This window comes from Pseudomonas sp. S31 (assembly GCF_016648105.1).
In the GTDB taxonomy this organism is placed as follows: domain Bacteria; phylum Pseudomonadota; class Gammaproteobacteria; order Pseudomonadales; family Pseudomonadaceae; genus Aquipseudomonas.
On sequence record NZ_JACVVE010000026.1, the window covers coordinates 12,294 to 26,531 of the forward strand.

The following is a 14,238-nucleotide window of genomic DNA, read 5'->3' on the forward strand; positions in this document are numbered from 1 at the left end:
ACGACCGGACTCGACGACAACAACGAAGGATTCTCCCGCACATGCGCCTTGCCCCCCTTCTGAAACAGCACGGCCTGACCCTGGTCGGCCTGGTCCTGGCTGCCAACTGTGGCCTGCTCATCTACCTGGCGGCCGGGACCATCAAGGCCTGGGCCGAAATCAACTGGATGGACGTGGCGGGCGAAGGCGGCACCTGCCTGATCCTCTGCGGCTGGCTGGTGATGCTGCTGCGCGGCCGCCCGGCCGGGCGGGTCACACGCCTGCTATCGCTGGGGCTGTGCTGCATCGCCTTCTCGATGTGGATGGACACCCTCGACGAATTCATCCGCCTGGCCCCCGATGCGGTCTGGGACAACTGGCTGGAGACGGCGCCGATGCCCATCGGCATGCTGCTGCTGACACTCGGCATGTACCACTTGCAGCAGGAACAACGCGCCATCACCGAGCAGATGCGCAAGCGCGAGCAACTGTTCCGCGAGCACCGCCTGTTCGACAAGCTGACCCCACTGGCCGGCGCCCAGTACCTGCGCCAGCACCTGCAGCAAGCCCTGGCGCAAGCGGCAGGCGAACACCAGCCCCTGTCGCTGGTGGCGATCGACCTCGACAACTTCAGCCAGGTCAACCAGCGCTACGGCCAGGACGAGGGCGACCAGGTGCTGCAGGTGGTCGCCCAGTTGCTCCTGCTCAACCTGCGCCAGCAGGACATGCTCTGTCGCCTGGCGGGCGACCGCTTCGTCGCGGTGCTGCCGAGCACCGGCGAACGCCAGGCCCAGGCCATGGCCGAAGCCCTGCGCCTGAGCATCGCCCACCTCGCCCACCACAGCCGCCGCCACGGCGAGCGTCTACAGTTGACGGCCACGGTGGCTAGCGTGATGGCCCTGGACGAAGACGAAGCACAACTGCTCAAGCGCCTCAACCTGGCCCTGAGCCGGGCCAAGCCACGCGAGGTACGCAGCGCATGAACGGCTACGAATGCGACAGCCGCTTCATCGCCGCCCATCACTTGCCGGCGGTACTCATCGACCTGGCACGCTCGCGGGGCATCGACACGCACCACCTGCTGCGCGGCTGCGAGCTGTTCTACGACGACATCATCACCGGCCACTCGCTGATCAGCCCGCAGCAGTTCCTGCGCCTTATCGGCAACGCCCAGCGCCTGCTGGACGCCACCGACAGCAGCTTTCTCTATGGCCAGCGCCTTTGGCCCGGGCACTACGGCTCGGCCAGCCTGTTACTGGAACAGGCCGATCACCTGCTGCAGGCCCTGGAGCGGATCAGCCAGTACCGGGCATTGCTGTCACCGCTGTTGACACCGGTGCTGCACTTGGACGAGCGCTACCTGCACCTGCATTGGCGAGAGAGCTGCGCAGTCGACGAGCACCGCGTGTTCCTGCTCGAAGCCAGCATGACCGCGGTGGTCGCCCTGGCCCGGCGCCAACAGCAGGCGCAACTGCCTTGGCGCTTCCAGTTCGCCCATGCCGAACCGGCCTATGTGGAGCAGTACTGGGTGCATCTGGGCGATGCGCTGAGCTTCGGCTGCCCTTCGACGGTGATGAGCCTGCCGCGTGAATACCTGTTGCAAGCCTGGCCAGGTGCAGGTTCCACCGCCCAGCAAGTGGCCAGACAGGCCTGCGAAGCGCAGCTGGCGGCCTGGGGTTGGCACAGCAGCTTGCTCGACCGTGTGCACGAACACCTGCTCGGCTCGATTCGCCAGCCACTGAACCTGGAACGCGTGGCCGCAGCGTTCGGCACCAGCCCGGCGTCGTTCAAGCGGCGGCTGGCCCGGCATGGCACGCATTTCCAGGAGCAGCTGGATCTGGTGCGACGGGACCTGGCGTTGTACCTGTATCAGATCAAGGGCTACGGCAACGACGAGGTGGCGCAATACCTGGGCTTCAACGACAACACCAACTTCCGGCGCTCGTTCAAGCGCTGGACCGGGCGGGTGCCCAGCGAGCTCGGGCTACTATGGCACGCCCCCTTGGAACAACGCTGACCCTGGACCTGAAAATTGATCCGAAACCACCGGGGCCGCTGCGCGCCCCATCGCGGCACGAGGCCGCTCCTACACAGCCCATAGGCAGGCACGCGTCGCTCGGATAAAGTTCGCTGTATGGACAAATACACCCCACGACAGTGGCTCCCCCACGAGAAACCCAGCCTCCCCGGCTCACCTTCGACGCCCCTGCACAGCACGGCCAAGCGCCTGGCCTTCGGCGTGGTCGGGCTACTGGTGGCGATCACCGGCGGGCTGGGCAACGCCCTGGTCACCGCCAACCTGGTGTTCCTGCAAGGCGCGCTCGGAGCCACCAGCGCAGAAATGGCCTGGCTACCCGCCGCCTACGTGATGACCAACGTATCGATCAACCTGCTGCTGGTGAAATTTCGCCAGCAGTTCGGCCTGCGCGCCTTCACCGAAGTGTTCCTGGTGCTGTATGCCCTGGTCACCTTCGCCCACCTGTTCGTCAACGACCTCAACTCGGCCATCGCCGTGCGCGCCGCCCATGGCATGGTCGGCGCGGCACTGAGTTCGCTGGGCCTGTACTACATGATCCAGGCCTTTCCCGAACGCTGGCGGATCAAGGCCGTGGTCCTGGGCCTGGGCGCCTCGCAGCTGGCCCTGCCGCTGGCGCGGATCTTCTCCGAAGACCTGCTGCTGATCGCCGAGTGGCGCGGCCTTTACCTGTTCGAACTGGGCCTGGCCCTGACGGCGCTGGGCTGCGTGCTGCTGCTCAAATTACCGCCAGGCGACCGCTACAAGACCTTCGAGCGCCTGGACTTCCTCACCTTCACCCTGATCGCCGGCGGCACCGCCCTGTTGTGCGCGGTACTGTCGCTGGGGCGCATCGACTGGTGGCTGGAGGCGCCCTGGATCGGCATCGCCCTGGCGTCGGCCATCGCCCTGCTGCTCTGCGGTCTGGCCATCGAGCACAACCGCCAGAACCCATTGTTGATGACCCACTGGCTCGGCAGCGGCGCCGTACTGCGCCTGGCCCTGTGCGTGGTGTTGATCCGCATGGTCACTTCCGAGCAATCGACCGGTGCGGTGGGCTTCCTGCAGGCCCTGAACATGGGCAGCGAACAGATGCGCTCACTGTATGCGGTGATGCTGCTGGGCGCGGTGGCCGGCCTTGCCACCAGCGCGCTGACCATCAGCCCCCAACACCTGATGATGCCGCTGGCGTTCTCGCTGCTGGCCATGGCCACCGGCGCCTTCATGGACAGCAGCTCGAGCAACTTGACCCGGCCCGAGCAGATGTACCTGAGCCAGTTCCTGCTGGCCTTCGGCAGCACCTTCTTCCTCGGCCCGTCGATGGTGCTGGGCATCAGCCACGTGCGCACAAACCCGCGCAACCTGGTGAGCTTTTCGGTGCTGTTCGGTATCTGCAACAACCTCGGCGGCCTGATCGGCGCGGCCTTGCTCGGCACCTTCCAGACCTGGCGAGAGAAATTCCACTCCAGCCACCTGACCGAACAACTGACCTACCTCGAGCCATTGGTCAGTGCCCGTGTGCAAAGCGGCGGCGCGAGCTACGCCGGCATCCTTGCCGACCCGGCTCTGCGCAGCGAGGCCGGCACCCGCCTGCTGGCCACCGCGGCCACCCGCGAGGCCAACGTGCTGGCCTACAACGATGTGTTCATGTTGATCGGCAGCATCGCCGTGCTCACCATGATCTGGATCTTCCTTCGCGGCACCTGGCTATGGTATTCGGCCCGCCAGGCTGCCTCTTCCGACACCACCAGCGGCGCTGCCACCCGATGACCGAAGAAAACCGCACCACGACCACCAACGCCATCGCCGACACCCCCGAGGGCAGCCCCGTACCCAGTCAGCCCGGCCCATCGCCCCGTTCACGACGGAAACGCATCCTGTCTTCGCTGAGCTTCGCCGCCGTGGCCGTGATCGGCATCCTTGTGGTGCTCTACGCCTGGCGCCTGCCGCCGTTCAGCAGTGCCATCGAGAGCACCGAGAACGCTCTGGTGCGCGGCCAGGTGACGATCATCGGGCCGCAACTGGCCGGCTACATCGTCGACGTCCCGGTGCACGACTTCCAGTTCGTCAAGGCCGGCGACCTGCTGGTGCAACTGGACGACCGTATCTACAAGCAGCGCCTGGCCCAAGCCATCGCCCAGTTGCAACAGCAGCAGGCGGCGCTGGCCAACAACCTGCAGCAACGCAACAGCGCCGACGCCACCATCGCCCAGCGCCGCGCGGCCATCGACAATGCCGCGGCCCAGGCCAACAAGGCCACTGCCGACCTGCGCCGCAGCCAGGCGCTGGTCACCGATGGCTCGATCTCGCGCAGCGAGCTCGACCTGAGCCGCGCCAACCAGGCGGCCGCCGTGGCCAGCCTGGCCCAGGCCAAGGCGGCATTGGAGATCGCCCGCCAGGACCGCGAGACCGTGGTGGTCAACCGCGCCTCCCTGGAAGCGGCAGTGGAGAATGCCAAGGCTGCGGTGGAGCTGGCCCGCATCGACCTGGACAACACCCGGGTCACTGCCCCGCGCGACGGCCAGCTCGGCCAGATCGGCACCCGCCTGGGTGCCTACGTCAACATCGGCGCACAGTTGATGGCGCTGGTGCCCGACACCCTGTGGGTGATCGCCAACATGAAGGAAACCCAGATGGCCAACGTGCGCATCGGCCAACCGGTGACATTCAGCGTGGATGCGCTCAACCACTTGAAGCTGCACGGCCACGTGCAGCAGATCTCGCCCGCCACCGGTTCGGAGTTCGCCCTGTTGCAGTCGGACAACGCCACCGGCAACTTCGTCAAGATCGCCCAGCGCATCCCGGTGCGTATCACCGTCGACGCCGACCAGCCCGACGCCCGCCACCTGCGCCCGGGCATGTCGGTGGTGGTGAGCATCGATACCCACGTGCAACCGGACTCGCAGCCATGAACACCGCCCCATGCAGTTGAACAACCTCATCCGCCGCCTCGACCTGGTGACCCTGCAGTTGTTCGTGGCGATCCATGAAGAAGGCAGCCTGACCCGCGCCGCCACCCGCGAGGCGATCGCGCTGTCGGCGGCGAGCAAGCGCCTCAACGAACTCGAAGGCGCCCTCGGCACGCCGCTGTTCGCCCGCCAGGCGCGCGGCATGCAACTGACGCCCGCGGGCGAGACGCTGCTGCACCACGCCCGGCGCATGCTGTTCAACCTGGAAAAGATCGGCCTGGAGTTGGGCGAGCACCTGCAAGGGGTGCGCGGTTATGTTCGGATGCTGGCCAACCTGTCGGCCATCATCCAGTTCCTGCCCGAGGACCTGGCCGAGTTCTCTGCCCGTCACGAGCGGATCAAGGTCGAGCTGGAGGAGCGTCCAAGCAACGGCGTGGTCCAGGGCCTGCTCGACGGCGTCGCCGACCTCGGGATCTGCTCCAGCGACTGTGATACCCGCGGACTGCACACGGTCCGCTACCGGCGCGACCAGCTGGTACTGGTGGTGCGCGCCGGACACCCCCTGGCCGAGGCGCACCAGGTGGCGTTCAGCGACACCCTGGACAACGACTTCGTCGGCCTGCACGCCGCCAGCTCGATCAACATGCGCAGCGTCGAGGCCGCGCGCCGGGCCGGCAAGGTGTTGCGCCTGCGTATCCATGTGCCGAGCTTCGACGCCGTGTGTCGCATGGTGCAGGCCGACATGGGCGTGGGCATCCTGCCGCGCAAGGCCTTCGAGCTGTTCGGCGCGGCGCTGGGACTGCGCGCGGTGGCGTTGGGGGATGACTGGGCCGAACGCGAGCTGCTGCTGGTGGCGCGAGAGCTGGAGGCGCTGTCGCCGGTGAGCCGGCTGTTGTTCGAGCAGTTGCGGGGGGATAGAGATTGATTTTCTCCTGTTGCGGCCTCTTCGCGGCGGTTCGGCGCCCCGATGAACCCGCTCCTACAAGAGCGCACCCCCTGTAGGAGCGGGTTCATCGGGGCGCCGAACCGCCGCGAAAGGGCCGTTACAGGTCTGCACAAACCCTTCGCGTTTGGCGAACGGTTGTTGCCAACACAGGATTGGTGCTCAACCCGCCGCCTGCTTAGTCTCTACCTCAAAGTCCAAGAACAAAGAGGTACGCAGCATGCCTGCCCCATTAGAAGGTATCAGGGTCCTGGAAATCGGCACCCTGATCGCCGCCCCCTTCGCCGCTCGCCTGCTCGGTGAGTTCGGTGCCGAAGTGATCAAGATCGAAGCCCTGGGCCAGGGCGACCCCCTTCGCAAGTGGCGAAAGCTGCACGAAGGCACCTCGCTCTGGTGGTACCTGCAGTCGCGCAACAAGAAATCCCTGGCGTTGGACCTCAAGGCCGCCGAAGGCCTGGACATCGTCAAGCGCCTGCTCGCCGAAACCGACGTGCTGATCGAAAACCTGCGCCCAGGGGCCCTGGAAAAACTCGGCCTGGGCTGGGACGTGCTGCACGCGCTCAACCCCAAGCTGACCCTGGTGCGCATCTCCGGCTACGGCCAGAGCGGCCCGTATCGCGATCGCCCGGGTTTCGGCGCGATCGGCGAGGCCATGGGCGGCATCCGCTACACCACCGGTGAACAGGGCTCGGCACCGGCGCGTGCCGGCGTCAGCCTGGGTGACTCGCTGGCCTCGCTGCACGCAGTGATGGGCGCCCTGCTTTCGCTGTTCAACGTGCGCGCCAACGGTGGCGTCGGCCAGGTGGTCGATGTGTCGCTGGTCGAAAGCGTGTTCAACCTGATGGAAAGCCTGGTGCCCGAGTACGACCTGCTCGGCCATGTCCGCGAGCGCAGCGGCGGCTCGCTACCCGGTATCGCCCCTTCCAACACCTACCGCACCGGCGATGGCGCCTTCGTGGTCATCGCTGGCAACAGCGACCCGATCTTCCGCCGCCTGATGCAGGCTATCGGCCGCCCGGACCTGGGCGATGCGCCGGAATTCGCCCACAACGACGGCCGCGCCGCCCAGGCCGCGCTGCTCGACGACGCCATCGAAGCCTGGACCCGCCGCCACGGCATCGACCAGGTGCTGGCCGCGCTCGAGGTGGCCGAAGTGCCTGCCGGGCGCATCTACTCGGTGGCCGACATCGTCAACGACCCGCACTACAACGCTCGCGGCATGCTGCTCGACAGCCAGTTGCCAGACGGCACGGCGGTACGCATGCCCGGCATCGTGCCGAAGCTCTCGGCCACCCCAGGGCGGGTCGACTGGCAAGGCCCGGCGCTGGGCGAGCACACCGATGCGCTGCTCGGCGGCCTGGGCATGGATGCCGGGCAGATCGCCCAGCTGCGAGCCCAGGGGGTGGTGCAATGATCCCCGCCAACCCCGAGCGCATGCTGATCCAGGAAGTCGCCCCGCGCGACGGCCTGCAGATCGAGCCCACCTGGGTACCCAGCGCAGACAAGATCAAGCTCATCGACGGGCTGTCGCAGCTGGGTTTCAGCCGTATCGAGGCAGGCTCGTTCGTGTCGCCCAAGGCGATCCCGGCATTGCGCGATGGCGATGAGGTGTTTCGCGGCATCCAGCGTGCGCCCGGCATCGTCTATGTGGCCCTGATCCCCAACCTCAAGGGCGCCGAGCGGGCTTTGGCGGCCGGCGCGGACGAATTGAACATGGTGCTGTCGGCCAGCCAGTCGCATAACCTGGCGAACATGCGCATGCGCCGCGAACAGTCGCTGGCCGGCTTTGGCGATATCGTCCAGGCCGTGCAGGGCCAGGCGGTCAGCCTGAATGCCACGGTGGCCACGGCCTTCGGTTGCCCGTTCGAGGGCCACATCGATGAGGACCAGGTGCTGCGCCTGCTCGATGCCTACCTCGAGCTCGGCGTGCAGGGCGTGACGCTGGCCGACACCACCGGCATGGCCAACCCGCGCCAGGTCGAGCGCCTGGTGCGACGCTGCCTGGAGCGGCTGCCGGCGGCGATGCTCACCTTGCACTTCCACAACACCCGGGGCCTGGGCCTGTGCAACGTGCTCGCCGCCTTCGAGGCCGGCGCCCGGCGCTTCGACGCCGCGCTCGGCGGCCTCGGCGGCTGCCCATTCGCACCGGGGGCTTCGGGCAACATCTGTACCGAAGACCTGGTCAACCTGTGCGCCGAGACCGGCATTGCCACCGGTATCGACCTCGAGGGTTTGCTCGCCTTGTCCCGTGGCCTGCCCGCACTGCTCGGCCATGAAGTCCCAGGGCAACTGGCCAAGGCCGGACGCAATTGCGACCTGCACCCGCTGCCGGCTGGCTTGCCAGCCTGATACACCGCTGTAGATCGGGGCTAGCCCCCGCCAGAAAACAAGAACAACAGGGCCGCCCACGGGTGGCCCGACTGGAGAAACCTCCCATGAGTCTTACTGCTCTGCAGTCGGCCGCCGATGGCGTGGCCGACAATGAAAAAGCCCTGATCCGCAAAGTTGCCTGGCGCATCATGCCGCTGATCATGGTCTGCTACCTGTTCGCCTTCTTCGACCGCATCAACATCAGCTTCGCCAAGTTCCAGCTGCAGACCGACCTGGGTTTCAGCGACACCGCCTACGGCCTGGGGGCGAGCCTGTTCGTGGTGGGCTACGTGTTGTTCGAGGTGCCCAGCAACCTGATGCTGTACAAAGTCGGTGCGCGCCGCTGGATCGCCCGCATCATGATTTCCTGGGGCCTGGCCACCGCAGCGATGGTGTTCGTCACCACTGAATGGCAGTTCTATACCCTGCGCTTCATCATCGGCGCCATGGAAGCCGGCTTTGCGCCAGGGGTGCTGTACTACCTGACGCTGTGGTTCCCGCGCCATTATCGCGGCCGCATCACCTCGTTGCTGTTCCTCGCCTCGGCGTTCGCCGGGCTGTTCGGCGCGCCGATCTCCGGCCTGGTGCTCGGGCATCTGGACGGTGCCCTGCAGATGCGTGGCTGGCACTGGCTGTTCCTGCTTGGCGGCGTGCCCTGCGTGGCCCTGGGCCTGTTGGTGCTGACCCGGCTCAAGGACCGTGTCGAAGATGCCGGTTGGCTCGATGCCGGGGAAAAGCGCCTGTTGCTGTCGCGTATCGACCCGCCCCAGGCCGCCCATGGCCAAGGCTCGCTGCTGCAGGCGATCCGCATTCCCGGCTTCCTGACCTTGGGGCTGATCTACTTCCTGATCCAGATCGCTTCCTATGGCCTGAATTTCTGGGCTCCGCAACTGATCCGCAGCGCGGGCACCGAGAACCCTACGGTGATCGGCCTGCTGACCGCCGTGCCGTACATCTGCGGGGCCATCGCCATGGTGGTCTGCGGACGGTTGTCCGACGCTACTGGCGAGCGGCGCTGGTTCACCGCCGGGCTGATCGCCCTGGGTGCGGTGGGCTTCCTGTGCGCCGGCCTGTTCGACGACAACACGCCTCTGCTGCTGATCTCCCTGGGCCTGCTCGGTGCTGGCGTGGTCGCCTCTATCCCGAGCTTCTGGGCACTGCCGCCGAAGCTGCTCGCGGGTGCCGGCGCCGGAGCCGCAGGCGGGATCGCGCTGATCAATACCATGGGGCAGCTGGGCGGGATCGTCAGCCCGGTGCTGGTGGGGCGTATCCGCGACCTCACCGGCACTACCACGCCGGCGCTGTACCTGATTGCCGGGGCCTGCGTGGTGACGGCGCTACTGGTGATGTTCGCCTTGCCGGAGAAGCTGCGTAGCCGGGATGTGCCGAATCCGTAAATGCGTTTCCCCATTCGCGGGTAAACCCGCTCCTACACAGGTACACCACCGCTGTCGAAGGATGTGGTAGTCGTGTAGGAGCGGGTTCACCCGCGAACACGGGCATAGCCCGTGCCATCCCCACCGCCCTGACCGAGATGCCGTCCTGCCACGATTGCGCCGTCCTAGAGCCTGCGGTCTAATTCCGACCAACGCTCCATCTTCGTAATCCAAGGACGTTTCATCATGTATAGGAAGACCGTACCCCTTGCGCTGGTCGCTACCCTGGCAGGCTGTTCGGGCACCGACGACCCCAGCAAGGCCACGTTCCAATCGGCCGCCCAGGCCTACCTAGACACGCAGTATCCCCACTGCTTCGTCATCAGCGCATTCCCCACCCAGACCCAGGACTTCGACGTCAACGGCACCAACAAGGCCCTGCATGCCCTCGCCCAGGTCGGCGTGGTCAGTGAAAGGGAGATCTCCCGCACCGAAGTGCCGGCGCGCCTGTGGCAACCGGCCCGCACCGACATCTACTACGCCTACGACCTGACCGACGAAGGCCGCAAGTACTACAAGGCGAATGCCGCCAGCCAACCCGATGGCAAGGCCACCGGCGGGCTGTGCTTCGGCCAGGCCCAGGTCACGGCGGTGCAACAGTTCAGCGAACCGACGCACAGCAATGGCCGCGAAGTCTCGCAGGTGACCTACGCGTACAAGGTGGTCGGGCTGCCGCAATGGGCCAACAACCAGAGTGTGCGGGCCGGCATCGCCGACCTGAACAAGGCCGTGGCCAGTGGCGAGAAGCCGGTCACGGAAACCCATGCCATGGTGCTGACCGACCACGGCTGGGTCCATGAACGCCTGGTCACCCGCTGACAGGCCTGCACCCCTGCCGCTGGGCCTGCAGCCGTCAGAGGCTCCATGACAGCACCAGCGGCAACCAGGCGAACGACAGCAGCGTCGAGCACATCACCAGGTTGGCCACCTGTTCCGGCGCACGATTGGCCCGCACCGCCATCAGGTAGTTGAACACCGCCACCGGCATCGACGACTGCACCATCAGCACCGCCCGCTCCAGTTCCCCCATGCCCAGCGCCAGGCCGACGCCCCAGCCGACCGCCGCCCCCAGCACGATGCGCAGGCCGCCCAGCAGCAGGCCGCTGCCCACGTGCCGCATACGCAGGCTGGCCAGCGACACCCCGAGGGTCAACAACATCAGCGGAATGCTCATGCCGCCGAGCAGGTCGACGGTATTGGCCAGCAAACGCGGCAGCTCGACGCCCAGGAAGATGATCGGCATCGCCCCGGCCAGGCTGATGACGATGGGGTTGCGCACGAATGCCTTGAGCGATGCGGCCGTGCCGGAAATGGCCAGGCCCAGGGTGAACTGAAACACCGACAAGGTCAGGAAGAACGCCACGGCCAGCGCCAGGCCATGCTCGCCAAAGGCGTACAGGCTGATCGGCAGGCCCATGTTGCCGGTATTGGGGAACATGAACGCTGGCAACAGCACCCGCCATTGTTGCCCGGATGCCCGGCACACCACCCACCCGGCCAGGGCCATGCCGACCAGGCACAGGCTGCACGCCCCGGCCATGCCGAGGAACGCCTCGGGCTGCAGTTCGGTGCGACTCAAGGTCGACAGCACCAGCGAGGGCGTGCCGACGGTCATGACCATGCGCGCGACGAACTCGGTGGGATAGTCGAGCCCTTTGCGGGCCCAAAGGTAACCAATGCCGGCAACGATGAACACAGGTGCCAGAATGGCGGACAGCGAACCCAGCATTGACCTTGCCTCCCTTGCAAATGCGACATTATGCCGCAGCCAAAGCCCCACAGGGCAGCCTTTGTGGCCGTCGCCGACAGGTTTTTGCCTGGCGCAGACAGATTCCTGGCCACAATGCGACGCAACTCGTCGTGCGGCGTCTCGTCGCAGGCTTCAGCCCCTTGGGCAAATCGTTTGCAGGGCTTAGAATCGCGCTTCCTTTTCGCCCGTCGCCTTGAACGGTGGCAACCGGCAGCAACGACAGAGTCCGTGCCTGAACACATGCCCGTACATGTGCAATAGGCTCAACCGACCCCGCCCGACCTACTTCCTGACAGGTTTAGCGGTTGAGTCTTGCCCAGGTCGCATCCAGCCCAGGCACACCCGTGCAACTCTCCGGCCCTCGATGGTGCGGAGCGCTGTGCGTGTTCGAAGAGGCGCTCCTCCCGTCTATTCCAATTCGAGGTAACTATGTCTCCGCGTTTGCTGGCCATGGCGCTGGCACCCCTGCTCGGGCTGTTCATCATCGCCTTGGGCAATGGCTTCATGTCGTCCCTGACCACCCTTCGCCTGGGCGCCGCTGGCGAGTCGGCGACCATGATCGGTATCGTCTCGTCGGCCTATTTCATCGGCCTGACCCTCGGTGCGGTGTTCAACGACCGCCTGATCCTGCGCATCGGCCATATTCGCGCCTACAGCAGCTTCGCCTCGCTGATCGCCGCGACCATCCTCGCCCAGGGGCTGTTCTACGACACCACCTGGTGGATCGCGCTGCGCCTGATCAACGGCTGGGCAACGGTCGGCGTATTCCTGGTGATCGAGAGCTGGCTGCTGCTGGCCGGTGACGCGAAGATCCGCGGCCGCCTGCTGGCGCTGTACATGATCGCCTTCTATGGTGCTGGCGTGATCGCCCAGGCCACCTTGGGCGAAATCACCGGCTGGGGCGAAACGGCACCGTTCATGGTCGCCGGCATGCTCGCCGCGTTGTCGGTGATGCCGATCGTGATCCTGCCGCAGGTATCGCCGATCCTCGATCAGGTCGAGCCACTGAAGCCGCGCCAACTGCTCGGCGTGGCGCCGACCGGGCTGGTCGGCTGCTTCGGCTCGGGCGCGGCCATTGCCGGCATCTACGCGCTGCTACCGTTGTACCTGCAGCGGATCGGCATGGATGTGGGCGAGATCGGCAACATGATGGCCTGGGTGATCCTCGGCGCGATGCTGCTGCAGTACCCGGTAGGCCGCTGGTCCGACCGCAAGGACCGCCAGGACGTACTGATCGCGCTCGCGGCGCTGTGCACCGTGTTGTCGGTGATCATCGTGCTGCTGCCGGCCAACTCCATGCTGTTGCCGGCGATGCTGTTCCTGCTCGGCGGTGGTGTGTTCGCGCTTTACCCAGTGGCAGTCAGCAGCGCTGCCGACCGCGCGCCTTCCGACGCGCTGGTGCCGATGATCCAGGGCCTGCTGCTGATCAACTCGCTGGGCTCGGCGCTGGCGCCGCTGGCCATTTCGCCGGTGATGACTTCGTTCGGCGAGGTCGGGCTGTTCTGGGCCTTCACCGTGATCAACGGGGCGATGTTCTGCTTCTTCCTGTGGCGCCGAGGCAAGCGTCCGAAGGCCGAACACCCGGCCCCGTTCGCCGCCACCGCAACCTTCTCGCCCACCGGGGCCGAGCTGCGGGTGACCGAGGACCTGATGCACGCCGCCCAGGAACACCCGCCGCTGGAAACGTCGGAGGAAAACCCGCCACAGGGGGCGACGCGCGCCGAGCATCCGTAACTGAACAAGGGCCGCCATCGCGGCCCTTGTCACGACCATTTGTCGGGCAGACAGCACTGCGCCATCACTGCAAAGCCAAACCAATGACAGATCATTCCCATAGGAGATTGACCATGATCCGCATTCGTCCGCTTTCGCTCGGCCTTGCCCTGGCCTTGGGTCTGACCTCGGCGGCCAGCTTCGCCGCTGCCACCGACAGCACCGACACCCGCACGCCTGCTACCCAGTCGAGCGACCCTACTCCAGGCAAGACCGCAGGTGACGGCAGCAGCGTCAACACTCCGGGCGGTACCGGCGACAACGACAGCGCCGACACTGGCAGCGACAACGATGGCGCCGATGGTGCTGCCGGTGGCTCCAACAGCACGGGCGAAGCCACCGGCAGCGGCGCTGGCGCTTCGGGCGGGACCGCCGAGGATCAGGACAGCCGCTGAGGCGGCTGGTCTACACTGCGGCTCGACGCTCAATAGCCGCAAGGAACCGCCATGAACCTCAAGCCCTGGCTACTCGCCGCCCTGCTGCCCTGCGGGGCAATGGCGGCGAATTTTGATGAAGACACCTCTGCCGGCGCCTTGTCGATCAGTTCGACCTCGTTCACCGATGGTGGCACCATCGGCCTGGCGCAGGTGGGGCCGGACCCGGCGTGCGGCAGTGGCCAGGAGTTGTCGCCGCAATTGAGCTGGAAGAACCCACCGCAAGGCACCCGCTCGCTGGCGCTGGTGATGTTCGACCCGGACGGCGGCAAGGGGTTGGGGGTGGTGCACTGGATCGCCTACAACATCGACCCAGATGTGGACGGGTTGACCGAAGGGGCTGCGGGGCAAACCTCGCAGGTCGCCACGGTGGGGCGTAATTCACGTGGCACCCTGGCCTACCGTGGGCCCTGCCCGCCGGCTGGCGACAATCCGCACCATTACTCACTGACCTTGATCGCCACCGACCTGGAACCTGGGAAGTTGCCTGAGGGACTGGATCGTCAGGGGTTGCTGGAGCTGTTGCAAGGGCATGCCTTGGCGGCTCAGAGCCTGGTGGGGCGGTACGGGCATTGATTGGTTGTGCCTGGCCCAGGCTGCGCCTGGGTTCGCGGGTAAACCCGCTCCTAC

General features: G+C 66.3%; 13 protein-coding genes. 12 read left to right on the plus strand and 1 reads right to left on the minus strand.

What is annotated here, in order from left to right:
- Positions 1-41: 41 nt before the first annotated feature.
- The 9 genes from IAE37_RS18655 (at position 42) to IAE37_RS18695 (ending at position 10,470) form a co-directional block, all read left to right on the plus strand.
- The gene (locus IAE37_RS18655; RefSeq protein WP_201175886.1) at positions 42-962 is read left to right on the plus strand and encodes a GGDEF domain-containing protein; all 921 of its coding nucleotides are present in this window, start codon (positions 42-44) and stop codon (positions 960-962) included.
- The gene (locus tag IAE37_RS18660; protein WP_201175887.1) at positions 959-1,996 is read left to right on the plus strand and encodes an AraC family transcriptional regulator ligand-binding domain-containing protein; all 1,038 of its coding nucleotides are present in this window, start codon (positions 959-961) and stop codon (positions 1,994-1,996) included. The genes IAE37_RS18655 and IAE37_RS18660 overlap by 4 nt, the downstream gene beginning before the upstream one ends.
- Before the next feature lie 117 nt (positions 1,997-2,113).
- Positions 2,114-3,763, plus strand: coding sequence for an MFS transporter (locus tag IAE37_RS18665; protein ID WP_201175889.1), 1,650 nt, complete (start codon positions 2,114-2,116; stop codon positions 3,761-3,763).
- The gene (locus IAE37_RS18670) at positions 3,760-4,905 is read left to right on the plus strand and encodes an HlyD family secretion protein (protein ID WP_201175891.1); all 1,146 of its coding nucleotides are present in this window, start codon (positions 3,760-3,762) and stop codon (positions 4,903-4,905) included. Before IAE37_RS18665 ends, IAE37_RS18670 begins: the two co-directional genes overlap by 4 nt.
- A 10-nt stretch (positions 4,906-4,915) precedes the next feature.
- Positions 4,916-5,827: a LysR family transcriptional regulator gene (locus IAE37_RS18675; RefSeq protein WP_201175893.1), complete on the plus strand. Its 912-nt coding sequence runs from the start codon at positions 4,916-4,918 to the stop codon at positions 5,825-5,827.
- A gap of 238 nt (positions 5,828-6,065) precedes the next feature.
- Positions 6,066-7,259, plus strand: a complete 1,194-nt coding sequence (locus IAE37_RS18680) for a CaiB/BaiF CoA transferase family protein (protein WP_201175895.1) — start codon at positions 6,066-6,068, stop codon at positions 7,257-7,259.
- Positions 7,256-8,194, plus strand: coding sequence for a hydroxymethylglutaryl-CoA lyase (locus IAE37_RS18685; protein WP_201175897.1), 939 nt, complete (start codon positions 7,256-7,258; stop codon positions 8,192-8,194). Before IAE37_RS18680 ends, IAE37_RS18685 begins: the two co-directional genes overlap by 4 nt.
- An 86-nt stretch (positions 8,195-8,280) precedes the next feature.
- A complete protein-coding gene (locus IAE37_RS18690) occupies positions 8,281-9,612 on the plus strand; it encodes an MFS transporter (protein WP_201175898.1) in 1,332 nt (443 codons plus the stop codon).
- 225 nt (positions 9,613-9,837) lie between these two features.
- On the plus strand, positions 9,838-10,470 hold the full coding sequence (locus tag IAE37_RS18695) for a hypothetical protein (RefSeq protein ID WP_201175900.1): 633 nt from the start codon (positions 9,838-9,840) through the stop codon (positions 10,468-10,470).
- Positions 10,471-10,504: 34 nt separating this feature from the next.
- Here the strand turns inward: IAE37_RS18695 and IAE37_RS18700 are convergent, their stop codons facing one another.
- On the minus strand, positions 10,505-11,380 hold the full coding sequence (locus IAE37_RS18700) for an AEC family transporter (protein ID WP_201175902.1): 876 nt from the start codon (positions 11,378-11,380) through the stop codon (positions 10,505-10,507).
- Between the two features lie 450 nt (positions 11,381-11,830).
- On the opposite strand from IAE37_RS18700, the gene IAE37_RS18705 reads away from it, so the two are divergent.
- The 3 genes from IAE37_RS18705 (at position 11,831) to IAE37_RS18715 (ending at position 14,184) form a co-directional block, all read left to right on the plus strand.
- The gene (locus IAE37_RS18705; RefSeq protein WP_201175903.1) at positions 11,831-13,135 is read left to right on the plus strand and encodes an MFS transporter; all 1,305 of its coding nucleotides are present in this window, start codon (positions 11,831-11,833) and stop codon (positions 13,133-13,135) included.
- A 113-nt stretch (positions 13,136-13,248) separates the two neighbouring features.
- Entirely contained in the window at positions 13,249-13,569 is a 321-nt protein-coding gene (locus IAE37_RS18710) for a hypothetical protein (RefSeq protein WP_201175905.1), read from the plus strand.
- Positions 13,570-13,620: 51 nt separating this feature from the next.
- Positions 13,621-14,184, plus strand: a complete 564-nt coding sequence (locus tag IAE37_RS18715; protein WP_201175907.1) for a YbhB/YbcL family Raf kinase inhibitor-like protein — start codon at positions 13,621-13,623, stop codon at positions 14,182-14,184.
- Positions 14,185-14,238: the final 54 nt, after the last annotated feature.